We start from the raw sequence: 26,960 nt of genomic DNA on the forward strand, positions 1-26,960 counted from the left end.
ACCCCAGCAAAGCCCAAAACCAGTAGCGCCATTTAAATTTCATTAAGTGCTGCATGATAAACACAGTTAGTGCAAATTGAAAGCCATTTTCGGCACTTCATTTGTCTTTCATTTTGAAAATTCAATGAAATAATTGTCTTTATGAGAAAAATAAGCAACTTAACAAGATTGTTAGTGATCTGAAGTTTTTGTCCTTCCTCCTCCACACCCTAACTATACTCTAAATAAGTTAAATATATTATTCATAGAGTTACGTCTTATAATGATTTTTATTACACTTAAGATGATAAGCATCATCGATATTTTATCTCTATATATCGCGTGAGAGGTCTTATTGTTAAAAGTAATTTGTTAATTAAGTGGTAGAAATCCGATCAATGCCTGAATATTGGCTCAAGATGAATAAACACATGTTAATTTAGGTTTCATCAGCAAATAGCTTGTAACATTAATAACATATCCCTTCAGCAATCCCATGCCAATTCTCACTTTAATAGCAAGCTAATACCTATAATGTTAATCAATATCATATTATTTCGTCCATTTTATTGAATATAATATCCCTATTAAAAATAAGTGTATTCAGTTTTTGTATCATCTATTTCGGTTTTATCGACCATCTAAACACAAAATTTAATTAGTAATAACAGTCGCCTGTACGGGGCATATTTTCAAAATACGCTAAATAATTCGAGGGACAGCTAGGTAATAAGTGGGTTTCATCACCCTACCTCAACATACAACGCACAACTTGCAGTATGACGAATATATTCCACTGAATTAATATGTGAGTGAACAAAATGCCTAATAAAGAGTTTTTCTATCAAGATCCGTATCCTTTAGCAGAGGATAATACTGAATATTATCAATTAACTAACAAGTATGTTTCTGTACAATCATTTGCTGGCAAGGATATATTAAAGATTGAACCAGAAGCATTAACCGTACTCGCAGCACAAGCTATCTATGATTCCCAATTTTTTTTAAGAACGGCCCATCAAAAACAAGTTGCCGCTATTTTGTCGGATCCAGAAGCCAGTGAAAACGATAAGTATGTCGCGTTACAACTACTGCGTAATGCAGAAATCTCTGCAAAAGGGATCTTACCCAATTGCCAAGATACTGGCACAACAACCATTGTAGCTAAAAAAGGCCAGCAAGTTTGGACTGGTTGTAACGACGCGGAGCAATTATCACGGGGTGTTTATCAAGTTTTCCAGCAAGAGAATCTACGCTTTTCACAAAATGCTGCGCTAGATATGTATACCGAGGTCAATACCGGCACTAATTTACCTGCTCAAATTGATATTTTTGCCACCGAAGGCGATGAATACCATTTTTTATTCGTCAATAAAGGCGCTGGCTCAGCCAATAAATCCGCTTTATTTCAAGAAACAAAAACAATCTTAGAGCCCAACAAACTCAAAGCATTTTTAATTGAAAAAATGAAGGCACTAGGTACAACAGCTTGCCCTCCCTATCATATCGCCTTTGTTATTGGTGGTACCTCAGCAGAAGCAACCTTAAAAGCGACAAAACTGGCGTCAACAAAATATTATGATAATTTACCGACATCAGGTAATGAACATGGTCAAGCTTTCCGCGATATTGAATTAGAAGAAACCTTATTAGAAGCGACTCGCCACTTCGGCTTTGGTGCTCAGTTTGGTGGGAAATATTTCGCACATGATGTTCGAGTTATCCGTTTGCCTCGTCATGGCGGCTCTTGTCCGATCGGATTAGCGATTTCCTGCTCTTCTGATCGCAATATCAAAGCGAAGATCAATAAACACGGAATATGGATTGAAAAAATGGAGCACAATCCTGCGCAATATATTCCAGAGTCATTACGCCATCACAATGAAGCTAAAGTGGTGCATATCGATTTAAACCAACCAATGAAAAATATTTTAGCTGAACTCAGTAAACATCCAGTTTCTACGCGGGTGTCACTCAGTGGGCCACTCATCATTGCGCGTGATATCGCCCATATGAAGCTCAAAGAACGCCTCGATAGTGGCGAAGAGCTACCACAATATTTTAAAGATCACATGGTTTACTATGCAGGACCAGCAAAAAAACCTGAAGATAAAGTTTCCGGATCTTTAGGTCCTACCACTGGAAATCGAATGGATCCTTATGTTGATCTCTTTCAATCCCATGGTGGTAGCATGCTGATGTTAGCAAAAGGAAATCGCACCCAAACTGTCACCGATGCATGTAAAAAACATGGAGGTTTTTATTTAGGAAGTATTGGTGGTTCAGCAGCAATACTTGCGCAAGAGTACGTCAAAAGCTTAAGCTGCCTTGAATACCCAGAACTCGGCATGGAAGCTGTATGGAAAATGGAAGTTGAAGGACTGCCTGCCTTTATTTTAGTGGATGATAAAGGGAATAACTTCTTTGAGCAGGTTCAAGATCAAACCTGTAAACATTGTATTAAATAATAAAGCAGGTGGCAGTTAATCCTGCCACCTTTTTGTTAATGCGCAATAAAGCCATTCCCTGGCAAAACACTTCCACAAACATCACTAATAATAATTTATTCGTACAATGGTCGAGGCATTAAAGCTCCCTGTTTTCACCGTACTGGATTTCTTAATCGATGCATTATACGTTCGCGTAACAGATGTGCTTCCCTTAGGTAAGGAACCAAAAAACTCGAAATAGTTAAACTTCACTAGATTGTTTTTATCATCTGCGATGGTCAAATTTGTTCCATTTCCTAGGTCAATCGCATAATCACCGTTAAGCTTATCGGTTGTTTCAAAATTAACATTCATCGAGAAATTATCTAAACAGCCTCTTTTTAACGCTTGAACTTGAAATTGCTTAGTAAACTCTTGGCCGCGATTCAATTCCGTGATCATCAGTTGGCCAAAATCAATTTGCTGAGATTCAGGGTAAACTTTAATATCTGCACCACATTTTAAAAATCGAATGCCTGTCAACCCTGAAATTGAATATCTTAGGTTTTTTGCACCTGGTGTCGTATTTATTCCACCACTACCATCAAATTGGAAAACGGTAAATTGATTATCACCATCGTAATGTCCTGATGGGGGAACAACCCCTGTAACTTTAATATACAATGTGAAATTAACGACTACCGTAACATTTTGTTTTCCACTAATAGGTGGTGTCCCTAAACTGACTTTTTGTTTATCACGCTCCAGCTGCTGGCCTTGGTAATTAGCGCCTAGTAATAGGCCAGTTCCTAATTTCTGGGATGTTGGGTTGAAATACATATGAACGACGTCAACCATATTCCCAAGTACATTATCGCAAAATACTGTCACAGTCATAGGATCAGACTGCCATATAATGGTACCAGCAGGCGTATCTGCTGGAATAGCCAGTTGCCCAACAGGGACAGGAGGTTTAATAACCACACCGGTACCACTTTCCACGCAATCTAAAGCGAATCCCCTTGTACTGAAAAACGTTAATAATAATAAAAGTAAGAAACTACTATATTTGATATTTCTGTGTATCATGCGTTATACACCTTAATTAAAGATAGGCAATACTCAACGTAATTTGTGTTTTAATATTACCTACAGTTAAATCTTTTCGAGGAAGATAGCTTTCTAACATTGAATAAATTGTTATTTGCTGGTTATCGTCAAAATAAATAGGGTAATTACGATACTCTCCATTTGGCACCGTATTCCCATTTTTATCCATTAACCGAATACCGTAACCGTTTAAAAGGGTTTTACCGCCAAATAAATTACGGTCAGTACTTTTTGTTGGCTCAGAAATAAACATGATCCGTACTACTGGCTCCCTGTCATTACGATTGAATGAAGGAAAAATACAATCATCAAATTTCAATTTAATTTCTTGTTTGGGGCTTCTGTCCCCTATTTCATTAAAAAAATTAAGAGAAATCGGTCCTAAATCAATATTCTGATCCAATGATGAAAAACTGATCTTACAAGGCAATGAAATAACTTGACCGGTAAAATTCAAATCACCTTTCATCATGCTACTATCTGCATAAATAGTGCTAGAAAATAGCATACAAATAAACAAGCCTATTGATGCGTAGCAATTTCTCATCGTCAATTCCTATTTACTATCTTTAGTTAATTGGCAAACGGAGGCAGCACACTGATAGGTAAGCATTTTCATTCCACCATAATCATCCATATAACCGCTGTATAACTGACTAAAAGGTGTGGCAGGAACCGTGACCGTTTCTTGTGACATCGGGGCAATCATTACACTTTCAAAACCCGGAAAATTATTCTTTGAGTCACTGCTTAAATACCCCAACGTGACATAATATTTTGTTGGATTAGCAATCACTAAATTGCGGCCTGTGTGAGTGTATTTAAGTTCCTTAGCCCATACTTTATCGCTGTTGTTTTCAATTTGAGGCGGTCGATAAAACATTTTTAAACGACTCTGGATCGCGATTTGCACCACATTCTCTTTATCAGAAACAGGTGGAATTTCCCTCACATTTAAATAAAATAATGATTCCCTATCTTGAGGTAATTTATCTAATCCTTCAGTTTTAATAATTTTTATTTGATTTTTTGCATTTGGCTCAACTCGTTGCATTGGAGGAAGCACAGTAAAAGGCTCAGAAACCTTATTACCTTTTTCATCTTCCATCCATGATTGCGCCAAATAAGGCATCGTTTTGCTTTGATTATTAATAACTAAACTAACAGATTTATCCTGTCCCGGAAAAATAATCCTTGTACGGTCAATATTAATTGCCGCTGATGCTGTTTGCACACTCAGCAATATAAATGCAAAGCAAACAGAGGATCGATACATTTTATTCATAACGCTTTCCTTTAAAGGCAGGGAAGTAAAACTTTACTTTGTTGTTTCTCGGAAAAATTAGTGAAGTTCAAACGGCATTGCTCATTTCCACCAGCCCATTTAACAGAATATTCCTCATCTGGGTTAATACCTGTCAAATAAACAATGCCATTGTCAGCAATGATCCCCACTTCTCTACCGCTATTTATTTCCACCACACTGGTACCTAATGGTGGATATTTACCATTTTCTAAACGAACTACGGCTAAAATGCGTTTACCTTGGTTTGCGCGGATCATTTGATAACCAATCGCACCTTCGGTTAGGGTTTTACCAATAATATTGTCATTCACATCAACATCATCTGGTAGAGTGTTCATGTCGATATATACATCAGAGTTAGAAAAACTGTTTAAACTGGTTGCTACGCCTACCCCAAAGCGGTTAGTCACTGATTGGCCATTGTCAATTGAGATACCGGCAACATCACCACTATCAATCATGATCCTAGGTTCATTTGCGGTTCCATTACGATGCAAGGCAGCGCCATATTTTGTCGCAGTCATCGAACCATACCAACTTCCGCCTAACGCTCTGTAAGAATTAATGTTATCAGTACCATTGATGTTTAACACACCGTATGGTGATGAATATTGGTAGCTACCACTAAGATTCGGCTCCATACGACCTAACTCACGCTTATCTCCACCAACACGCACACTCCAATAGTTGTTATTAAGGTTCTCACTATAATAGGCAACAGATTGGCCTAAGCTTTTACCACCATCTGCATATTGCATGTCATAGCTTACTGAACCACCACTCTCTAGAGGAATAGAGAATGATAAATAGGCTTGGTTATCATCCGTTTCCTGATATTTAATTTTATTCAGCGACAATGTAGCCGAAATATTTTTCAGTTTACCTAAACTGAAAATCTTGCTCAGACTCATGCCAAATGTTGTTGTCGACTCACTGTTCCAAAATTGATGATGAGAGGCATTGAAATACAAAGTCACATCAAGTGGGCTGATATATTGATTAAAAGATGCGGTATAAACGTTTTTATCGCGTCTAAAATCCAACACACCGTTAGCCGCATCAATATATTGCGGCATGGTTAAAAATTCTTTTTCCGAGAATTTATAGCCAGCAAAAGTAACTTGTGAATTGGTAGATTCAAAACGTTTAGAATAATTCAGTCGATAACTGTTTCCAGAATAGGTACCAAAATGATCAAGTCTTGCATTGGTTCGTGTAATATCAAACGAGATAGCACCGAATTGGTTCATATTTTGACCAATACCAATGTTCACAGCCTGATAGTTATTATTATCTATTGTCGCGATCAAACCGCCAAATATGGACGTATTACTCCATAGCCCATAGGACACTTCACCTGCAAAAAATCGTGGTTCAACTCGCTGTGAACGCCCGAAAGGACTTGATTCACCAGCTGAAAACTTATATTGCAGCTGGCCTTGTCGAGTTAAAAATGGCAGTGAGGTCGCGGTCACCTGATAAGTTGTTTTTGAGCCATTTTCTTCTTCGATGGCAATATCCAACGTTCCCTGCACCGCTTCAGTAATGTCCTGAATATTAAACGGACCCGGTGCAACTCGAGTTTGCTTAATCACACGCCCATTCTGGGAAATAATGACGGTTGCATTGGTTTGTGCAATTCCTGTAATTTGAGGTGCATAACCACGCATAGAAGGGGGTAGCATTCGGCTATCACTAAAAAATGACGCCCCTACAAAACGGAAACTATCAAAAATATCCGTTTTCAAATAAGACTCACCTAATAATATTTTTGCACCTAATTCAGGAAACGCTCTAAATGCATACAGCTGAGTCCAATCGAATCGCTGATTGCTTGTTCCTTGTGAACGATTATATTGATATTGATAATCAGCACGAAAGCGCCACGCACCTAAGTTAACCCCAGCGGTACCATTACTACTCGCACTAACCGTTTCGCTATTATTTTTCGGTGCAGAATAGTTAGCAAATAAATTATAATCAATAAATGCACCTGTTATACCATTTTCCCACTGGGATGGTGGCACCCAATAAGGATCATCATATTCGAGCCAAGCTTGAGGCACTGAAAATAAAATATTTTGGTTAGCTTTATCGAAACGATAGTGAATATCTGTTGATTTAGGTAGTTCAACACATTGACCATTTTTATTCTTTAATATTTCATTGCTAACTTTTTTTTTCAGTGCAAATAATTGCACCATTTCAGAGGTTATACAAAGTGAAGAAGTATCTTTATTAATTTCATTAAATTTAATTAAATATTGTCCAGAGAGCTTTCGGCCATTTAATGTAATATCCGTAAGATACTCACCTGCGGGTATAAAATCAGGGTTAGAAAACTGACTGAGATCAATATTATCTCTATCCTTTGCATCAATAATATTCATATTAAACTCTACAGCCTTAGAAACACCGGATACAGACAGTGCCAGCAGAATAGAGAATAATACTTTATTCACTTTAAATTGAGGCGATAAAGACATGATGATCCCTGTCAAAATAGGTAAACCAATTAAAACAAAAGATGGAAAGTAACAGGCAATTCATTACCTGTTACTTAATATTTTCGGTATAGTTCAAGTATTATCTAGACGATAAACAGCCCTCAAACCTTGCAAATAACATGCATGATTTAAGTATTTTTACTGTATCAGTAATTAGATAATTTAAAATATAACGAATTAAATTACAGATAATTTAATGCATAAGTTGCTTGAGAGATAATGCTACCTGTTTCAACTTTACTACCGTTCGCTTCAACACGTGCACTGAAAGTCAACTTATTAGGACCAGCAACCATTGGTAATTCAACACTAGTATCACCAACTTTCATTACTGCACCATCAGCGTTAATCAAACGAACACCAACGCCTTTAGATGTACCTGTATTCGCTAATAGCTCAGTTTTTGTTGAATCAGGGGTACCAGAGAAAGTGACTTTAACTTTGCTAACAGCTGGGAATAGAACATTATCATCTGAATCTTTAACTTCGCCTAAGTCACAGTTTTCTAATGCAATCGTATATTGAACGCTTTGGCTATATTTATTACCAGTTTCTAATACTTTGTTTGCAACTTGACCTAAATCGACGTTAACGGTGCCATCACCAGGCAAAGTACATGGTGCATTGATCACTTTACCTTTAAAGTTAATAACACCACTTCCTTGATCAGTTGCTGCATTTGCGGCACCAGTTACAAATGAAGCTGCAATGATTGTAGCTAATGCAATTTTAGATAATTTCATTTTATATTCCTATTTTAAGAAAGACGACTGACATACAAACTGCCTAACGATATAAAATCGTCAGGTAGAATTTAATTTTTATTAAGGCGATTTATTAAAGATAAATTACAAACTATAAATAATGATTCACCATTCTATACTTCATAGTGTTAGATTTATTTTCGGCTGTTTTCTTTGATTCAGAATATTTTTCAATTAAAAAAATATCGTCATTAAAAAAACAAATCAAGTCTGTTTCTAGTGCTTTCGCTAAATTAAGAAGATTACCTAAGGTAATATTACATTCCCCTCTTTCATAACGAGAAATTTGCTGCTGGCTTACACCAATAAGATCGGCAAGCTCAATACCAGAGAGACCTAGTTTCTTTCTTCTTCTGCGAATTTCTTTACCAACGATCTGGTTTACATTTTTCATTTGTTCAGACCCGAGCTCATATTAAGCGATCTATAGACGAAAATAAAAATCAGTAAGATTTAACTATAGTAAATTTAGTAAATTGTTATTTTAAATCGTCATAATTAAAAGAAACAGCCCAGATTATAAATATGGGATTTGACTTAATTATAGATTTCATTATTTGAAAGTAAAACTGTTTGTAACGATCGATACAATCAATCAAATTAGATAAAACCTATCAAATATATCCTTTGAGAAAATCTTAAATTTTAAAATAATTTAGTTAGTATTTTACTATGTTTGATCTTCTTGAAAAAAATAAATTTAAACACATAACTCAATGATAAATAAAACTATTACATATTACACTTAAACGTTGTATTTGTATAAAAAAATTCTCTAGTTACAATTTAATAATAAACTCCATGTACTATTATGAAATAATTTCATTTCATTATTGATATATATAGAGAAATTAAAATAATTTAAATTAAAATTTAATTTAAATCACTTATTTTAGATTATAATAATTTTACCATTCACAATGGTTTATTTATGTTATCCGATCCTTTCAATCTAAGAGTGCAGCAGCAAATCAATACACAATAAAGGAGTACGGAACATATTAAAAACTAAGATCGCCTCCTTTTAGATACATTTTATATACTTAATCAATGCTTAGCTGATTTTAACCTTATAACTCATAATAAATCAGACTTATTGGTTATATTTACTAGTATTTAGTTTATCTTTCAGAATAATAAATGATTATAATCAATCAGTTATATGGATAGGTGAATGTAACAAACCAATAAAAAGTGTTTCTATTTAATACATCAATTATGATAAAACAACATAAACCCCAAAAAAAATGTGACAATAACTCACAAAATTGATTAGAAAAAATACAACTATCAATATTAAATACCAGTTTGTACAAAAAATTAAAAATCAATCGATGAAATACCCCTCTTTTTGGCCAACAACTCAAGCGATAAGCATACAATATTCTATCCAGATCGCCGCTCCATTCGATAACCAATAGTTATTGAATTAGAGAATATCTCATTATATTTAGGTTTCATTATATGGTGTCATCTACTTTTCATTAGAGAGGAGTTGATGCCATGACCAAACAAATACGAGTTGCGACCGTACAGTTTCAACATAAAGCTTCCGACAAAGATTATAACCTTCAGCAGATCCATCATTTTATCGATCAGGCTGCCTCACAAAATGTGCAAATTTTAGCTTTACCTGAAATGTGTATTACAGGTTATTGGCATGTACCCAAATTGTCCGATGAAGATGTTTATCAACTCAGTGAAACCTTACATAATAGCCCATCACTCACTCCGATCCGGCAACGAGCACAAGAACTCAATATGATTATTGGTGTTGGGCTAATTGAAAGAGGTTTAGATGATAAGTGCTATAATACTTGGGTCGCCTGTATGCCTGATGGTAGCTATCACGCACATCGAAAACTGCATCCTTTTGAACATCAAATCATCCAACAAGGTGATAGCTACACGGTATTCGATACACCTTGGGGGGTAAAGGCGGGTATTTTGATCTGCTGGGATAACAACCTGATCGAGAACTCACGTATTACTGCATTAATGGGCGCTGATATTATTTTAGCACCTCACCAAACAGGTGGAACAAATTCTCGTAGCCCTCACAGCATGAAACCAATCCCGATGGCATTATGGGAAAATAGACAACAAGCACCAGAAGCACTGCGTAACGCATTTCAAGGTGAACACGGCCGTGGTTGGTTAATGCGCTGGCTACCTGCTAGAGCTCATGATAATGGTGTTTTTTACGTTTTCAGTAATGGAGTCGGCCGAGATGAGGACGAGATACGCACGGGTAATGCCATGCTCATCGATCCATATGGCCGCATCATCAAAGAAAGTCATGCAATAGAAGATGACATCATTATTGCTGATCTCGATTTAGACCTGCTCCCGATGTCAACAGGCCGTCGTTGGCTTTCAGGGCGCCGCCCTGAGCTATATGGTGCGCTAACACAAACCATGGGTTATGAACGTGATACCCGAAGTGTACGCTTTGCTGATACTGCGGTGGCTATCTCAAAGCCCTGTGTTAAGTCATAATAAGTCATATACTGATAAAACTAATTATGGTTTTGGCCCATTCAGATTATTAAAGAGGCATGATGGATAGTCGTTTATTACGTGCATTTGTCATTTTAGCTGAAACGGCTAACTATCATGCGGCCGCATCACTGTTGCATATCACCCAACCGGCGCTAACCAAACAAATCAAGCTACTTGAACAGCAGCTTTCAGTGGTTTTATTTGAACGTGGGCGCCATGGAGCACACCTGACAAACAGTGGTCGAACGTTATTACCTTTAGCTCAACAAATTCTATCAAGAACAGAAAAATTGCTACATAAAGCTATTGAGTTAAATACACAACTTCCAACGTCACTGAGCGTGGGTTTTGGCATTTCAGCTTTTCATGAAGCCTCTTTTTTTGTTGCCCACTTACGGGAACATTTACCTCAGACAACAATTTCGTTGGATGATATGCCATCAGAGACCATGATCCAAAAATTGGAAAACCGCCAGCTACAAATAGCCTTTCTACGTCGCCCTGACAAAAAACTTCCATCACAATTTTCAATCTACCCGCTAAAACAAGAAACCTTAGCTCTCGCTATTTCACATTCACAATGGGTGGATAAACCCATAGAACAGCTGTTAACAATCCATCCTTATTTGGCATTACGCAAAGCGCGAGGTGCGGGTTTGTCTCAGCAAATTAGCCAATTTTTAGAACATCAGCAGCTATCACTCAAACCAGCCCAAGAGTCTAGTGATATTCAAACCATTATTGCTTTAGTTGCTGCTGGAGCAGGGATCAGTTTATTACCGTATAGCGCTCGACATATTAGCCATCACGATATCCACTTTATTCCTCTTGAAGATAAACCATTTTCGACTTGGCCGATTGATGTAGCTTGGCTCTCATCACATTCAGCCCATTTACAACATATAATAACAACTTTACTTGAAGAAACAGTCCATCACTTCAATCAAGGGTCCCCTGTTTAAATAGCAGCATTTATCCTATATGACAGGTAAAGGAACTCTGCTATTTATATACTCTAAATAATTCGCGACGCAGCTAGGCAACAACCCTGCATCTTGAAGTATGACGAATATAATGATTTATAAAGGTAAGTCTCACGATGCCTAATGGCCTAACTCCAATAAAAATTATTTCATCAGGCATTGCGCTTCCTGAAAATAAAATAGAATCATGGCAGTTGGATATTAAACTCAACAAACCAAAAGGTTATGTTGCTAAACGCTCCGGTATTGAACATCGCTTCCATGCGAAAGATAACGACTCCCAAGCTGAACTAGCCGCCAAGGCAATCCATCACGCGCTAGAAACCCAACACATTGTGCCACACAGCATTGATATGCTGATTTCAGCATCAGCGATTTCCGTACAAGCACTGCCTTGCACCGCCGCGCATATTCTTGAGCAATCTTCGTTGAAACAAGGTATTGCTTGCTTTGATGTGAATGCCAGCTGTGTCAGCTTTATCACTGCACTGCAAGTTGCAGCAGGCTTTCTTGCCACTAGCCAATATCAACGCATTGCGATTGTTTCGGCAGATTTGGCCTCTCGCGGTATTGATTGGCAAGACCAAGAATCCTCATTAATTTTTGGTGATGGTGCCGCATGCATGATTGTCGAAAAAGGGGATGGCACCAGCGGAATTATCACTTATCACCATGAAACACATACTAAAGGCATCGAGCTGTGCGAGATCCGCGCGGGGGGAACACGTAAAAACCCACGCGCAGGCATGACTGACGATGACTTTTTATTTCATATGCAAGGCAAAAAGCTATTCCGCATGGCATCTTCATTGGTAGAAGATTTTATGCAGCAGGTATTAACTGACTCAAAGTTACAGCTTAATCAGATTGGTACCGTCGTTCCCCACCAAGCGAGCCACTTATCCCTTGAACATATGCGGCAACGCTTAGGAGTTAAATCAGAACAATTAATTGATATTTATCGTTTTCGCGGCAATCAAGTCGCGGCGTCGATCCCTTCGGCACTCCATGAAGCAATCATCAGTGGGCGTTTTTATGGACAACCTAATGTCATGCTGATTGGTACCGCTGCTGGGTTAGCTTTTTGCTCTATGGTGCTGATCCCATGAAAATTTTAGTGACTGGCGCAACCAGCGGCCTTGGTCGTAATGCTGTTGATGGCCTCCTTCAACAGGGACACCAAGTGGTGGCTTGTGGGAGAAATCAAGAAATCGGTACTTTGCTTACCCAACAAGGCGCACAATTTTTCCCTTGTGATCTTGCTAATTTATCGAGTACAGATGCCAAAACCATGATGCACGATTGTGATGCTGTTTGGCATTGTGCTGCGCTATCATCCCCTTGGGGGAAATATGATGATTTCGCTCGCATCAATTATTATGCAACACAAATGTTAGCCGATACCGCAGGTGAACAGCAGATTTCGCGATTTATTCATATCTCAACCCCCGCGATTTATTTTAATTTCACACATCAGCAAAATATTCCTGAATCACAAGCCAATTTCCGTTTCGCCAATCACTACGCAAGAACCAAATATTTAGCGGAAACCGCTATTGCTCGTAGTGTTGCTTACTATCCGCAAACCCGTTATACCATTCTTCGGCCTAGAGGGTTGTTTGGTCCTTATGATCGCGTGCTGTTGCCACGTTTATTGGCGCAAATAAAATCCAGAAATGGCAAACTCATTCTACCTGATGGTGGAAAAAACGCCTTTGATTTAACCTACGTTGGCAATGTTGTGCACAGCATGATGTTGGCCACAACTCAAGACAAACTCACGAGTGGTGCTTCTTATAATATAACGAACCAGCAACCTCAACCACTCAGGCAAACCTTAGAGCAATTATTTAATGAGTTACAATTAGATTGTCAGATAAGCGCTGCACCCTATCCCGTGTTATTCACACTAGCGACATTGCTGGAGGGTGTTTCTCACCTCACCAAAAAAGAGCCATTGCTCACTCGCTATAGTTTAGGTGCGGCGTATTTCACCATGACACTTGATAACCGTAAAGCACAGCAAGAGTTAGGCTATACCCCTATTTTTGATATGGAAGAAGGGATCCATTTAACTGCACAATGGCTCCGTCAGCAGGAGAAATGATGTTAACTATCCAGCAATTCGAAGTCGGATACTGTACTCACCCCGGTTGCGTAGCGCTCAAAGGAGCCAGTTTTAAGGCATGTAAATTTCCTGCTAGGGCATGGCTCATACATAATGAAAAGCAGCGTTGGCTATTTGATACGGGTTATGCAAACCACTTTTATGAAAGTACCCGTAATGGCATCATGCGTTTATACCGTACTGTCACACCTGTCTATTTTGACCCTAAAGATGCACTCATTAACCAACTTGCTCGTGAAGGGATCACCCCTAGCGATCTCAATGGCATTATTTTGTCACATTTTCATGGTGATCATATTGCAGGTCTCCGTGATTTCCCCGATGTGCCGCTTCTCTGTTCAGGCGATGGCTGGCAAAAAACACGCGGACTAACTGGCTTTGCAGCGCTTAAAGGGGCTTTTGTTCGCGGTTTGATCCCAGAGGACTTTGAACAACGCGCACAGTTTTATGAAGGTTTTGAAGCCGTTGATCTGCCCGCTGAATTACAAATCTTAGGTCAAGGCTTCGCTGTCAACTCACAAAAAACATTATTGATTGTTCCACTACCGGGACATGCCCCAGGGCATATCGGCCTATGCGTCCTCACTGAGCATGGCTGGGTATTGCTGGCAGGGGATGCCGCTTGGTCCCCAACCAATTACCGTGAGTTACGTGGCCCAATGGCGATTGCACATATCATCATGGATAATAAACAAGCTTATTATCAAACTCTGAATAAATTACATGAACTTGATAAGCAAAATATTGCCATTCAGCTGTGTCACGAAGGGGAGTTAATTTGATAGTCGCAATGCTATGGCATTATTGGCGTACTCGCCATCGCCATTTTAAAAGTAGAGCTGAACTAGAAGCTTATCAGCAAAAACAGCTTACGGCTTTCAAACATAAGGTATTGCGTAAAAGCCCCTATTTTAGAGCCTTTATTGATCGCCCTCTTGAACAATTTCCCATTATGAATAAACAAATCATGATGGATCACTTCGATCAAATGAATACCGCAGGTTTATCTAGCCAAGTACTATTCCATTGTGCTCAGCAAAGCGAACAATCACGTGATTTTGCCCCCAAAGTTGGCAAGTACAGTGTTGGGCTGTCCTCTGGAACCTCTGGGCGTCGTGGGTTGTTTGTCGTCAGCCCTCAAGAGCAGCATATCTGGTCAGGTAGCATGTTAGCCAAAATGTTGCCAAATGGCTTATTCAAGGGTGAGCGCGTGGCCTTGTTTTTACGTGCTAATAATAACCTATATGAGAGTGTGAATAACCGTTGGATCTCACTGCGTTTCTACGATCTCTATGCAGATTTTTGCCAGCAACTACAGGCATTGGAACGTTATCAGCCATCCATCATTGTCGCCCCAGCTCAAGTATTATGTGCAATTGCTCAAGCGGTAGAAGAGCAGCGTATACAGCTTAATGTCAATCAAGTCATTTCCGTTGCCGAGGTTTTACAACCCCATGATAAGCAACGGTTGCAGCAATGCTTTCCCCATGTCGCTGAAGTGTATCAAGCGACAGAAGGTTTTTTAGGCTGCACATGTCCGCATGGGACGATGCATCTCAATGAGGCTTTTTTGCATATTGAACCACATTGGTTAGATGAACGGCGTTTTTCACCAATCATTACCGATTTTACTCGTAAAACACAGCCAATCGTTCGTTATCAACTCGATGATATTTTAGTCGTACGAGATACACCTTGTCCTTGCGGTGATCCTCAATTAGCTATTGAGCAAATAGAAGGCCGTTGTGACGATCAACTTTTATTACCTGATCATGATGGTAATTTAGTCACACTGTTTGCCGATCCCGTTGCGCGTATTATCGTGAATCAATTACCCATCACGGCTGATTTTAGGCTACTCCAAAAAGGTAACCACCTGACATTACAGAGTGAATGCTCTGCGCATCAATTAACCCAGTGCCAGCGCCATCTAGTAGCTTATTTTGCAAAACAGCATATTGATACCGATAAGCTTTCTTGGACTCTCACCGTTGACCCCGTGTTACCGTCTTTTGCCGTAAAGCGCAGAAGGATCACGCGTGAAGGTGCTGAATGAATTTTAATCATATTTTCTTACGCTTGCTTTCTTGCCTGATTGGCTGGGGAACTGTCGGCATTGTGTATAACTTCACCGGCAAAATCAGTGATCATGCGACGTTATTGTCCCCAAGTTGGGTTGATAATACTGTCGCATACAGTACCAATGCAATATGGGTTTATCTGTCTTTTTTCCTATTTATCCCTTTCGGTTACTTATTTAGCGCCTACCATCGTATACGCTCTTTAATGTTAGCCATGATAGTCTGTGCTTTAGTTTCGGGGGCTGTTTATCTGATTTATCCAACCACCATGCATTATCCATTTATTGAATGTATTTCACTGTCTGAACGAGCACTGTGTGATTTGATAAGTGTCGATAGCCCACAAAACTTATTACCTTCTCTACATGTCTCATTGACTCTTGTCGTGCTCAGTGCATTATGGTCACAACACCACAAATTTCGTACGACTCTCTATTTATTATGGGCCGCTGCTATCTGTTTTTCTGTTTTAGTATTGAAGCGCCATCTATTTATTGATGTAGTCACAGGGGCTATCACAGCAATCGCGGCACTATATATTGCCCGCTGGATACAAAACCGTTTGCCCCATGGAGAAAGCGCTAGTGAATGAATTAACTTTTCCTATTATCTTCATGTTGCTGGTTGTGACTCTTGAGGGAGTCATTATTGTGAAAACTCAGAAAGGTTCAATTAGCTGGCAAGAATGGGTATTTAACCTCAATTCAGGCCATATCATGTTGTGGCTATTTCGTGGATTAGAATTATTTTGCTACGGTTTTGTGGTTAGCCACTTTTCATTGGGTGTCGTGGATCATTGGCCTATCGCCTTAGTCTGGATTTTTACCTTATTTGCTTGGGATTTCGGCTTCTATTGGTTACACCGTTTACACCATAAATTCCGTTTATTGTGGGCCGTCCATGTGGTACACCATCAAGGTGAACACTTTAACCTCTCACTGGGTGTGCGCAATTCATGGTATTCATCATTAACCTCAATTCCCTTTTTTATGGTATTAGCGCTACTTGGAGTGCCGTTAGAGATTTTTATCACCATTTCGATCCTGCACTATAGCATCCAGTTTTTTAACCATAGTGCCTTGATACCACATCTCGGTTGGTGGGAGAAAATCATGGTTACCCCACTTCACCATCGCGTTCACCATGTAAAAGAAGGCCATTATTCAAATCGTAACTTTGGCGGTAGTTTTATTTTTTGGGATAAATGGTTCGGCACATTTTCTGCCCTTCCTGATACCGAGTACCACTATGGCATCAAAGGTGAACCCGCAACTGAAAATCCGTTTATTGATAATAACCGTCCATTTTGGCGCATATTCAAGGGCAAACCACAGTCGATTAAGCAAAAGGTTTCACAGTATCAAATCAACCAATGGCAGCTTGTCTTGGGGACACTGTTACTTTTCACATTAGTGATTGGCTATGTGTATTTATATGGTTATGGCTACCAAGGAACCACTCTCCAGCAAGTCATTCTATTTGTGCTACTTGCCTCGGGTACTTTAGCTTTATCGGGGCTTTCTGACGGCAGTACAACCGGCCTATGGAGCTGGTTCACCATTGCTTCTATATTATTTGTTTGCGTGTTATTTATTTGGCAATGGCTTAGCCCATTTTGGCTAATCTTTACTGCGGCTCTTTGGCTACATAGTCTACTATTACTGTTTGGCATAGGCCGACAGCCTAAGCAGGTTAAGCATGCGTCCTGAACCACTTAGGCCGCTTGGCTATCAACAACGCCTTGATCAAGCGTTTCGCCAAGCATTGATGAAGGCAGCGAACCACTATTTGCAACAGCATGGCGATCACCGTTTTGCTGACAGTCAATTTTACCTAAAAAGCATCTTGCTGATGAGTTGTTGCTTGGGGTGTTATGCTGCTGCATTGTGGTTAAATAGTACATGGACTTTTTTTGTATTTTATCCGCTATTTATCTGCTTTGCCTTACTACTTGCAATCAATCTTGTTCATGATGCCTCTCACAATGCGATTTTCAAACAGGCGAAAGCTAATCGCTGGCTTAATTTTTGGGTCACCATCCCTCTAGGCCTCGATCCTGAATGTTGGCGAGTACGACATATTATTTTCCATCATGCTCACACCAATATTCGCCATTATGATCTGGATATTGAAGAAAACTTTGTATTACGACAAACACCTCACCAACGTTGGTACCCTTTTATGAGGGCGCAACATCTTTATTGGCCACTTGTTGCAGCATTAACCTTCCCAGCGCTGATTTGGTTATTTGATTGGTTAGACCGATTCCACTTTACGCGAGTCGCTCCACATATGCGCCATCAAGGGCAACGCGGCATCATGGCATTTTTATTGGCCAAACTGCTGCATATTGTCGTGGCGATTGTTATTCCATTTTACGCCCTTGCCGATAAACACATTGGCCTTGGAACCCTATTACTGATCTATTTATTGAGTCAAATGTTGGCTTCTTTGGTGTTTGTCGTCTTGATATTGGGAACTCACTGGGCAAAAGCCACCTTCTATACACCACCAGAACAAGGCAATATGCCACATGGGTTTTACCATCATACTTTTTCAACCACTTACGATTGGCATACCACACCCCGCTGGTTAACTTATTGGTTAGGTGGCTTGAACTTACATTTAACCCATCATTTATTTCCAAATTGGAATCATCGTCATTATCCAGCTTTAGCATTAATCATTGAAGATACCGCCAAACAATTCTCAATGGATTATCATTGTATTTCTTCTAAAGAATTATTTAGTTACCAGCAACGATTCTTAAAAGAAATGGGGCAAGGTAAAAAATAAATCACAAAGACTTAATCCTTGTGATTTATTGTCTGAATATGATATTTAAACGTATCAATTAAATCTTACTATCTATCTACCACAATGTTTTGATTGATAATTTCATCACCACTATTACCAACCATTTGGGCAAATTTCTCAATGGGATCTGTTTTCAGTGCATAAAGTCTTTTTAGCGCAAATGGATTATCACCTAAATGAACCTTACCTTGAATTGTTGTCACAGCAAGGCCTAGCCCCGCTTGTTTTGCCGCTATCATGGCAGTTTGATTAAAACCACCAAATGGGTAAGCTAAATAACGTTGGTTTGGCTCAAACTTCTGTAATACCCGCATAGAACGTTGGAAATCGAGAAAAATAGTATGTTCCTTGCGGCTAAATAGAATTGGGCTATTGCGGTAATCTAACTTATGTAAAAAATGCGTATGCGACTGAATATTAAAGACATCTTGGCTGGTTTTAATTTCTTGTTTACTCATAAATTGCAACCCATCTGGGCTCCATTTTTGAGGAATTGTTTTGACTCGTGATGAAATCACAAATAAGGTCGCCTGCTGCTGATTATTTTTTAAAATCGGATACGCATAGCGATAAACTGACTTTAAGCCATCATCAAAAGTAAGCACGACCGATTTGGCGGGTAAATTCACAGACTTATTTAGATAACCTTCAATATCTTCCAAAGCTAATGTCTGGTAACCCGCTTGCTTCAAATAATTCATTTGCGTTTGAAATGCTTCAACTGAAGTCGTCGTCGAAGTATGCTGAAATTTTTTATTTTCGCTGTTTCTTAATAGATGGTGATAGGTCAAAATTGGGATCCCTTTATCCATCTCAACATCCGCTAATTTGATATAGCCTAAGCGATCTCCTAAACGAATAATCAGCCATGCTATCTTCTGCCCCCCTTTTTCCGTTTTGATCATACGATCTAACACTGGGTAGCGCAGATTACTGAACAACATCGCGATTGGCTGGTTGCTTTCTTTAGCGGAACGGTAAACCGGGGTATTTTGCGTTGTCAGTAAATAATCATAAATTGGATTATTTAAATCATTCAGCCGATCATCTACAGGGGCTAAGCGTGGTTTTTGAGTCGATATTGCGTCGACATTCACGTAAGCATAATCATTACCGAATTGCATCGGTCGGTAATCACCTGCGGGACTATACAAATAAAAGCCATGTTCTGCATAAAGCTCCGCTACTGCCTTCATTTCACCCGCAATCGGAGCAAAAATAGCCTCATCTTGTTTGACTTGCATAAGTGTTGGAGGGATGTCTGCAAGTTGCCAATCCTTGGTACTATGTGGCAATACCTGTGCATACGATTTCGGTATCAATAAAAAAATAAAAGCAACGACCAACATCCACAACTGATTGCGCATATCCTACCTATTATGACTATTCAAACACAGTTTATACTCTCAATCATACGAGGAGTAGCTAAGCAATCAGCAAACAAGCCACTAGCGCTGGCAAACTATATGTTCAATAGCGAACACGATAATTCAACAAGTTGTGCTACAACCTCGAAATAAGACAAATAGATTTTAAACCGACTCTTTGATTCCCCCTATACCCCGAAGAAAAAATAATCGGATATGGCCTCCCTATTTCCGTCAAATTGGTATCACAACTGATATATTTTCCATCATGGCCAGACAAAACAACTCAACCTAACTCAAATTTATAAACCTCATTCTTAAACACCGCATATACAGAAAATAAAATTATCGTGAAACGATAATTTTTTTCTTTACTACGATAATTTTTTATTATAATTTGATAATTAATGTACTAACGCAAGGTCTATGTGGATAAACGGAAATGAGCAAAAGTAAGAAAAAATTATTTTTTTATTCTAAATCAGTCGCTTTTATAATTTGGATAATGGCAATCGCAGATCTAGTTTGTGATTACTATTTTTGGGCAACTCAAAAAGAACAAATGTTGTACGGGATAATCGAAAACATTGATCCGACGTTGTTAGACAAGAGTATCGAACTAAGTTCCATAAGTGTAATATTACTAATGCTACTAACACATATTCCTGTTTTAATTTCTTCTATAAGCCTATTTTTTGTTGGTTATTTCTTTTTTGAAGCATCAAAAGGCGAAATTTGGACACAACGAAATATCAAAACACTCTTTATTGGTGGAATATTAGCAGTCATAACACCTATCGTGAATGGCATGTTAGGCTCATTAACAAGTTTAGCATTATCAATAAGTTTACCGCCTGGTGAACGCATTTTTGTCTTTTATTTAGGGTTTTCTTTAAATGCAATGCGTGAGATAATTTACGGCATTATGATCCTCTCTCTCGCACTAATAATGAAAGAAGCAAAAAAAATTAGTGATGAAAATCAACAGTATATATAACTATGCCTATAATAATAACTCTAGATGTTTTGATGGTTGAGAAAAAAATAAAATCAAAGGATTTAGCTTTAGAGCTAGGTATCACCGAGGCAAACTTATCCTTGCTCAAAAATGGGAAAATAAAAGGAATTAAATTTTCCACACTAGAAAAACTATGCGAAATTTTAGATTGTCAGCCTGGAGATATTATTAAATATACTTAAACCTTTATTAAGATTATTGATAAAAATTACTTACAAAAAATGATGGTACAATAAAAAATCACCATATATCAAATAGTTAAACCAAACAACTCGTTTATAAAAATAACAAAATTAAATAAAAATGCTATCTTATACATATCGTTAATAAGCTTTTAAAAATGAAAATAAAATACTTTATTTTTGCACTGTTTTTATACTTATCATATTATTCGTTAGGTAGCTACATTTTGAATTACAATACATCTAACTATATTTCAAACGGAGATATTATCTCTCATTTAAAATATAAAAATAATTCTGAGGGCTTATATTTAACAATAAAAAAATCAATAGAAAAAATTTATTACAGCCGCTTAATTTAATTGCGTTATTAAACTAAAAACACACTACATTCTAACCCAAGTTGATATGAGACTTTAAACATGATTAAATTACTATTTATTTTCATGACCTTTCTTATTCCAGTTCATAGCTTTGCTTTGAATGATTTAAACAATAATAATGAATTAATTTATAACTATATTTACCCAAAGAAAGACCCCTTGATTTTCAATGGGAAGCTCGGTGAGTCACCATCCAACAACTACATGATTAAAAACACAAATCAATCAAAATACTTTAATTTTAATGTAACTAATAACCAAGAATACAGACAATATCTTGATGACCGACAAGAGCAATTTTATCAAGGGGGAACTCGAGCATTGAATCACTATTCAGATAACTTGGGTATAATAATTCCATTTAATTAATAGCTGTATCAATATTTTTCACTTCAAAAATGTTGAATTAGAAAAGCCATTATTTCAAATAACAAACGTTATTATTTAATAACAATGACGATATAGCCATTAAAATGGCTATATCGTTCACTCATATTTTCTAGCGGAAAAAGATCTCTTTGTCGGCCACATCAATCTTTAATGAATTCTGCCAACCTGTCAGCGTCAATTGCGCTAACTCTGCCAACCCCACATAAAATGGAAAATTGGCATTAGCTTGCAGTTTATTGAGATAATGAAACGCCCAAGGCAATAAATGCTGAGCTAATAACTCATTTAATTTAAGCGGCTCATTCTCAGCAACCCATGCCACCATCATCAACATCAAACCAAAATGATCTTCAGGTTCATTTTGCGTTAAACAAATATCAATGTGATTATGTTGCATCCATTCACGTAATTGCAGTGTGGAATCACCAAAAATGACATTTTCTTTATCTAGCCACACAGAACCCCATGGCGGTGATGGCAATGCGTAAGGGCCAATAAATAGCCGCTGATAAGCTTCATCTAAGATTTCATTATCTGTCTGCAAAACAGCTAATTGACGGCCAATAGTCTGTTTTTGCTCTGCCGAACCATATGGCCAATCTTCAGCCCATTGAGGTGATGACAGTAAGCCAATAATGTCTTGCACCTCATTTGGCGAATAATAGAACGCGGCGCCAAGAACCCGCGCCGTCAAAGAAATATTGTTCAAAGATTGTTCGTTCATGATGTGCTTCTATTCACTTTTTATATAACTATTAATAATAAAAGGGATTATACTCTAAATAATTCGAGTTGCAGGTAGGCGACAAACGAAAATAGTCGGGAGCTTAGTCCCTTATGCCTTAACGAAAAATCCTACAACTTGAAAGATAACGGATATATATCCCCTAAAACCTATAACTATGTGACTGATGTGAGAGAATACAGGCTTAGCAACAAGATTGCTAAGCCTAAGAGTATATTAATTAACAGCCATACCCACCGTCATATGCAGACCATAGAAAACACCGCGTCCGACAATTTCCCCTACAAATACGAATAAAAAACCTATTATCATATTCAGAACGGAGGGATTACGTCTTGCCACTAACGGCATGATCCAGCAGCCCAACCCCATTGCAATTGCGACGATCTTAATATCCATCAAGATCCCGTAATCAGGAACCAAATCAACCGCTCTTTGTACTGGCGTTTCAATACTAGCCAGATCAAAGCCTTGTGAAATAGCCACTGCTACACTCACTAACAATGCCACAATACTTAACGCAGGCACGCGACGGATACATTGTAAGTCGAATCTAGCAATTCGCAGTAAGAGTGCAGCTAATATTGGCCCACCAAGGAATGCCGTTAATACAAAGTTGATTATGGTGTAGCTATTATTCCATGTTGGCACCGTTTCGATTTGGTAAACACGTGGTATGGCTACAATAAATACGGCTGCTAAAACCATTACCACGATCAACCATAGCTTACCCAATGCGGCTGGCATTTTATTCAACACCGCTAATAACCAATACAGGCCACCTAATGCAAAGAATAAAGCTCCGCTGGCAATTTCATTACTTAGCGAAGACGCTCCTAAGCGGTTAAATGCATTAAAAGCGCGTAATGGGCTCCCCATATGGATAGTCGATAATAAGAAACCAATGCCCATCAATAGCCAGAGTCCAAACATGCTGTAATGTACCCTGCGATTTAGATCAGCCGATAACTTTCCACTCAATAGTACCGCTGCCATCATGACAAAAGCACCCGCGACACTTTGGCCTATAACAGTAAAAAACATTAATGGCCATTCATGAATTCCCGATCCCATATTATACCTCCTCCGGGTTAGCCAGATGCCCGGTGGTATCACCGACAGGACGACTATTGGCATTCAATTTTAAAACAATGTTTGGATGAGTATATTCCGCAGATGGCAACGGTGCGATTTCGGCCAAATTACCATATTTTGCCCGTAGCTCTTCGATTGGCGCCAAATCTAATGCACGCAATGGGCAAGACTCGACACAAATTGGCTTTTTACCTTCAGCAACACGCTCATAGCAGCCATCACATTTGGTCATATGACCTTTCACTTCATCGAATTGCGGTGCGCCATAAGGGCAAGCCATACTGCAATAACGACAACCAATACAAACTTCTTCGTCAACGACCACGAAACCGTCTTCGCGTTTATGCATGGCCCCACTTGGGCATACTTTTGCACAGGCAGGATCGTCGCAGTGATTACAGGAAATCGACAAATAATAAGCAAATACGTTTTGCCCATATACGCCATCCTGCTCTGTCCAATCACCACCCGCATATTCATAAATACGACGGAAATTAACTTCCGGAGATAAATTTTTAAAGTCCTTACACGCTAGCTCACAGGTTTTGCAGCCAGTGCAACGACTTGAATCGATATAAAAACCATATTGCGTTGACATAACTGGCATCCTTAAGCTTTCACAACTTCAACAAGATTAGAGTGTGATGGGTTACCTTTCGCCAAAGGCGATGGACGTTGCGTGGTTAATACATTAATACTTCCTGCATGATCCACTCGATTCCCATCAGGGTCATACCAAGCACCTTCACCGAGACCTACAACGCCTGGCAGAATACGCGGTGTCACTTTAACTTTAACGCGAACCTCACCACGATCATTAAATATACGCACTAAATCGCCATGTTTTACATCGCGTTTTGCCGCATCTTGAGGGTTAATCCATAGCTCTTGAGGACATGCCGCTTTTAATACATCAACGTTACCGTACGTCGAGTGTGTACGTGACTTATAATGAAAACCGGTTAACTGTAATGGGTATTTCTCCATTAATGGGTCGCCGTACTGCTCAAAGCCAACGGAATATATTGGTAATGGATGTATTTCATCCCCTGCATTCAGCTCCCATGTCTTTTGCAGTTCCGCCAGCTGTGCTGAATAAATTTCAATTTTGCCGGAAGGTGTGGTTAGTGGATTGGCAACAGGATCTTCACGGAAGCTCTGATAAGCCACATGATGGCCGTTAGGGTCACGTTTTTTGAAAATACCTTGCGCACGGAACTCTTCAAATGTTGGTAGCTCAGGCAATGCAGCGCGAGACTGCTCATACAGGTGGCGTAACCACTCTTCTTGGGTACGATTTTCAGTAAACTGCTCACCAACGCCCATACGTTTAGCAATTTCACTGGTCATTTCATAGATATTGCGGCTTTCAAAACGCGGTTTAATTGCCTGATCGGCAAAAATGACATAGGACATGTTGCCAGCAGAAGCATCCATACAAAAATCCATCTGTTCTGATGCTGTACAATCAGGTAGTAGGATATCGGCATATTTTGCAGACGCTGTCATATGGTTATCAATCACCACAATCATCTCGCACTTCGACTCATCTTGTAAGATGTCATGAGTACGGTTAATTTCCGAGTGCTGATTAACCAAACAGTTGCCTGCATAGTTCCATACCATTTTAATTGGCACATCTAGTTTATCTTTACCACGAACACCATCACGAGTCGCCGTCATTTCAGGGCCACGTAAAATTGCATCCGTCCACATAAACATAGAGATACTGGTCGTCACTGGATTAGTTAATGTAGGCATACGAACAAAAGGAATGCTATACGATCCTTCACGAGCGCCCGTATTACCGCCATTAATACCAATATTGCCCGTCAGAATTGCTAACATTGAAATCGCGCGAGAAGCTAATTCACCATTAGAGCGACGTTGTGGACCCCAACCTTGCACAATATAAGCAGGTTTTGCTGTACCAATTTCACGCGCTAATTTTACGATCCGTGATGCGGGGATCCCCGTGATCGCAGCCGCCCACTCAGGCGTTTTTGGTTGACCATCAGGCCCATCGCCAAGAATGTAAGCTTTGTAGTGCGCATTTTCAGGTGCGCCTGCGGGCATTGTTGTTTCGTCATAACCGACACAATATTTATCAAGAAACGGCTTATCAATTAAATTTTCTTGGATCATGACATAAGCAAGCGCACTGACTAATGCCGCATCAGTTCCTGGGCGAATAGGGATCCATTCATCTTCACGACCAGCACCTGTGTCGGTATAACGAGGATCGATGATGATCATTTTAGCATTGGATTTTTCGCGAGCCTGTTCAACATAATAAGTCACCCCGCCGCCACTCATACGTGTTTCACCGGGGTTATTACCAAACATCACGACCAATTTAGAATTTTCAATATCAGAAGGGCTATTACCATCAGCCCAGCCGCCATAGGTATAATTTAAACCTGCGGCGATTTGTGCGGTACTGTAGTCACCATAATGGTTTAAATAGCCACCACAACAATTCATTAATCGGGCGATCAAGGTAGCTCCTGGCGGCCATGATTTGGTCATGGTGCCACCCAAGGTACCAGTACCGTAATTGAGGTAAATAGACTCATTGCCATAGTCTTTAATTAAACGTTTCATGTTGTCGGCAATGACATCAAAAGCCTCATCCCAACTGATCCGTTTGAATTTACCTTCGCCACGTTTACCTACACGCATCATTGGATAGCGTAGACGGTCAGGATTATAAACACGGCGACGCATAGAGCGCCCACGTAAACACGCACGCACTTGATGCAACTCTTCATAAACATCATCACCTGTATTATCGGTTTCGACGTATTTGATTTCGCCATCAACCACATGCATGCGCAATGGACAGCGGCTGCCGCAGTTTACAGTACATGCACTCCAAACGACTTTTTCATCTGCTATTGGAGTTGCTACTTTTTGCTCTGTCGCTGCTGAAGCGCGAAATGGAAGAGAAAATCCCCCAGCCGCCGCAGCCAAACCCGTGATCGTACTTGCCTTAACAAATCCTCGACGGGTCAGAGGAGCAAAAACCGATGCTTTCTCTTTCATATTTGCCATACATAACTCACTCAATTAATTTTTTTAAAGTGTTAGAAGTAGCGATTTCTATCAAATATGATGCGTGCTATTCTCAATAAAACGATTGCCCGCATAATTGAAGGTAATTAAATTTTGATA

At 39.1% G+C, this 26,960-nt stretch carries 24 protein-coding genes; 13 read left to right on the forward strand and 11 right to left on the reverse strand.

The window, feature by feature from the left end; all coding sequences use genetic code 11:
• The first annotated feature begins 800 nt into the window (after positions 1 to 800).
• Positions 801 to 2,447 (forward strand): fumarate hydratase, encoded by a 1,647-nt coding sequence (locus JI723_RS17520; protein ID WP_070925372.1) that lies wholly within the window; start codon positions 801 to 803, stop codon positions 2,445 to 2,447.
• 84 nt (positions 2,448 to 2,531) lie between these two features.
• Here the strand turns inward: JI723_RS17520 and JI723_RS17525 are convergent, their stop codons facing one another.
• The 6 genes from JI723_RS17525 to JI723_RS17550 all read right to left on the reverse strand — a co-directional run bounded on the left by JI723_RS17525 (position 2,532) and on the right by JI723_RS17550 (position 8,489).
• The gene (locus JI723_RS17525) at positions 2,532 to 3,497 is read right to left on the reverse strand and encodes a fimbrial protein (RefSeq protein ID WP_319067174.1); all 966 of its coding nucleotides are present in this window, start codon (positions 3,495 to 3,497) and stop codon (positions 2,532 to 2,534) included.
• A gap of 16 nt (positions 3,498 to 3,513) precedes the next feature.
• Positions 3,514 to 4,065, reverse strand: a complete 552-nt coding sequence (locus JI723_RS17530; protein WP_070925370.1) for a fimbrial protein — start codon at positions 4,063 to 4,065, stop codon at positions 3,514 to 3,516.
• Between the two features lie 9 nt (positions 4,066 to 4,074).
• A complete protein-coding gene (locus JI723_RS17535) occupies positions 4,075 to 4,803 on the reverse strand; it encodes a fimbrial biogenesis chaperone (RefSeq protein ID WP_140182753.1) in 729 nt (242 codons plus the stop codon).
• An 11-nt stretch (positions 4,804 to 4,814) separates the two neighbouring features.
• Positions 4,815 to 7,310, reverse strand: coding sequence for a fimbria/pilus outer membrane usher protein (locus tag JI723_RS17540; RefSeq protein ID WP_319067177.1), 2,496 nt, complete (start codon positions 7,308 to 7,310; stop codon positions 4,815 to 4,817).
• Between the two features lie 203 nt (positions 7,311 to 7,513).
• Positions 7,514 to 8,074, reverse strand: coding sequence for a fimbrial protein (locus JI723_RS17545; RefSeq protein ID WP_319067179.1), 561 nt, complete (start codon positions 8,072 to 8,074; stop codon positions 7,514 to 7,516).
• A 112-nt stretch (positions 8,075 to 8,186) separates the two neighbouring features.
• Entirely contained in the window at positions 8,187 to 8,489 is a 303-nt protein-coding gene (locus JI723_RS17550) for a helix-turn-helix domain-containing protein (protein WP_070925368.1), read from the reverse strand.
• Between the two features lie 1,109 nt (positions 8,490 to 9,598).
• Between JI723_RS17550 and JI723_RS17555 the strand changes: the two genes are divergently transcribed.
• The 9 genes from JI723_RS17555 to JI723_RS17595 all read left to right on the forward strand — a co-directional run bounded on the left by JI723_RS17555 (position 9,599) and on the right by JI723_RS17595 (position 18,585).
• Entirely contained in the window at positions 9,599 to 10,594 is a 996-nt protein-coding gene (locus tag JI723_RS17555; RefSeq protein ID WP_319067181.1) for a nitrilase family protein, read from the forward strand.
• 62 nt (positions 10,595 to 10,656) lie between these two features.
• Positions 10,657 to 11,559, forward strand: a complete 903-nt coding sequence (locus JI723_RS17560; RefSeq protein ID WP_337979608.1) for a LysR family transcriptional regulator — start codon at positions 10,657 to 10,659, stop codon at positions 11,557 to 11,559.
• A 137-nt stretch (positions 11,560 to 11,696) separates the two neighbouring features.
• Positions 11,697 to 12,689: a 3-oxoacyl-[acyl-carrier-protein] synthase III C-terminal domain-containing protein gene (locus JI723_RS17565; protein WP_319067184.1), complete on the forward strand. Its 993-nt coding sequence runs from the start codon at positions 11,697 to 11,699 to the stop codon at positions 12,687 to 12,689.
• Positions 12,686 to 13,687, forward strand: coding sequence for an NAD-dependent epimerase/dehydratase family protein (locus JI723_RS17570; protein WP_337979609.1), 1,002 nt, complete (start codon positions 12,686 to 12,688; stop codon positions 13,685 to 13,687). Before JI723_RS17565 ends, JI723_RS17570 begins: the two co-directional genes overlap by 4 nt.
• Positions 13,687 to 14,490 carry an MBL fold metallo-hydrolase gene (locus JI723_RS17575; RefSeq protein ID WP_140182766.1) on the forward strand — a complete coding sequence of 268 codons (804 nt, stop codon included), beginning with the start codon at positions 13,687 to 13,689 and terminating at the stop codon, positions 14,488 to 14,490. Before JI723_RS17570 ends, JI723_RS17575 begins: the two co-directional genes overlap by 1 nt.
• 8 nt (positions 14,491 to 14,498) lie before the next feature.
• Positions 14,499 to 15,764, forward strand: coding sequence for a F390 synthetase-related protein (locus JI723_RS17580; protein WP_404826926.1), 1,266 nt, complete (start codon positions 14,499 to 14,501; stop codon positions 15,762 to 15,764).
• A complete protein-coding gene (locus tag JI723_RS17585; protein WP_337979610.1) occupies positions 15,761 to 16,381 on the forward strand; it encodes a phosphatase PAP2 family protein in 621 nt (206 codons plus the stop codon). Before JI723_RS17580 ends, JI723_RS17585 begins: the two co-directional genes overlap by 4 nt.
• Entirely contained in the window at positions 16,374 to 17,498 is a 1,125-nt protein-coding gene (locus tag JI723_RS17590) for a sterol desaturase family protein (protein ID WP_319067191.1), read from the forward strand. The genes JI723_RS17585 and JI723_RS17590 overlap by 8 nt, the downstream gene beginning before the upstream one ends.
• Positions 17,488 to 18,585: a fatty acid desaturase family protein gene (locus JI723_RS17595; protein WP_319067193.1), complete on the forward strand. Its 1,098-nt coding sequence runs from the start codon at positions 17,488 to 17,490 to the stop codon at positions 18,583 to 18,585. Before JI723_RS17590 ends, JI723_RS17595 begins: the two co-directional genes overlap by 11 nt.
• Positions 18,586 to 18,653: 68 nt before the next feature.
• Here JI723_RS17595 and JI723_RS17600 read toward each other — a convergent pair whose 3' ends face one another.
• Positions 18,654 to 19,973 carry a polysaccharide deacetylase family protein gene (locus JI723_RS17600; RefSeq protein WP_319067195.1) on the reverse strand — a complete coding sequence of 440 codons (1,320 nt, stop codon included), beginning with the start codon at positions 19,971 to 19,973 and terminating at the stop codon, positions 18,654 to 18,656.
• A gap of 442 nt (positions 19,974 to 20,415) precedes the next feature.
• Between JI723_RS17600 and JI723_RS17605 the strand changes: the two genes are divergently transcribed.
• The 3 genes from JI723_RS17605 (at position 20,416) to JI723_RS17615 (ending at position 21,925) form a co-directional block, all read left to right on the forward strand.
• A complete protein-coding gene (locus tag JI723_RS17605; RefSeq protein ID WP_319067197.1) occupies positions 20,416 to 20,970 on the forward strand; it encodes a hypothetical protein in 555 nt (184 codons plus the stop codon).
• A gap of 2 nt (positions 20,971 to 20,972) precedes the next feature.
• Positions 20,973 to 21,173 (forward strand): helix-turn-helix domain-containing protein, encoded by a 201-nt coding sequence (locus tag JI723_RS17610; protein ID WP_070925360.1) that lies wholly within the window; start codon positions 20,973 to 20,975, stop codon positions 21,171 to 21,173.
• Between the two features lie 422 nt (positions 21,174 to 21,595).
• On the forward strand, positions 21,596 to 21,925 hold the full coding sequence (locus tag JI723_RS17615) for a hypothetical protein (protein WP_337979611.1): 330 nt from the start codon (positions 21,596 to 21,598) through the stop codon (positions 21,923 to 21,925).
• 130 nt (positions 21,926 to 22,055) lie between these two features.
• Here JI723_RS17615 and dmsD read toward each other — a convergent pair whose 3' ends face one another.
• The 4 genes from dmsD to dmsA all read right to left on the reverse strand — a co-directional run bounded on the left by dmsD (position 22,056) and on the right by dmsA (position 26,840).
• A complete protein-coding gene (gene dmsD, locus JI723_RS17620) occupies positions 22,056 to 22,670 on the reverse strand; it encodes a Tat proofreading chaperone DmsD (RefSeq protein ID WP_319067199.1) in 615 nt (204 codons plus the stop codon).
• Between the two features lie 237 nt (positions 22,671 to 22,907).
• The gene (locus tag JI723_RS17625; RefSeq protein ID WP_319067200.1) at positions 22,908 to 23,765 is read right to left on the reverse strand and encodes a DmsC/YnfH family molybdoenzyme membrane anchor subunit; all 858 of its coding nucleotides are present in this window, start codon (positions 23,763 to 23,765) and stop codon (positions 22,908 to 22,910) included.
• Between the two features lies 1 nt (position 23,766).
• Entirely contained in the window at positions 23,767 to 24,384 is a 618-nt protein-coding gene (locus JI723_RS17630) for a DMSO/selenate family reductase complex B subunit (protein ID WP_070925356.1), read from the reverse strand.
• Between the two features lie 11 nt (positions 24,385 to 24,395).
• A complete protein-coding gene (gene dmsA / locus JI723_RS17635) occupies positions 24,396 to 26,840 on the reverse strand; it encodes a dimethylsulfoxide reductase subunit A (protein WP_404826921.1) in 2,445 nt (814 codons plus the stop codon).
• Positions 26,841 to 26,960 lie beyond the last annotated feature (120 nt).

Origin of the sequence: Providencia manganoxydans (assembly GCF_016618195.1) — a bacterium.
Classification (GTDB): domain Bacteria; phylum Pseudomonadota; class Gammaproteobacteria; order Enterobacterales; family Enterobacteriaceae; genus Providencia; species Providencia manganoxydans.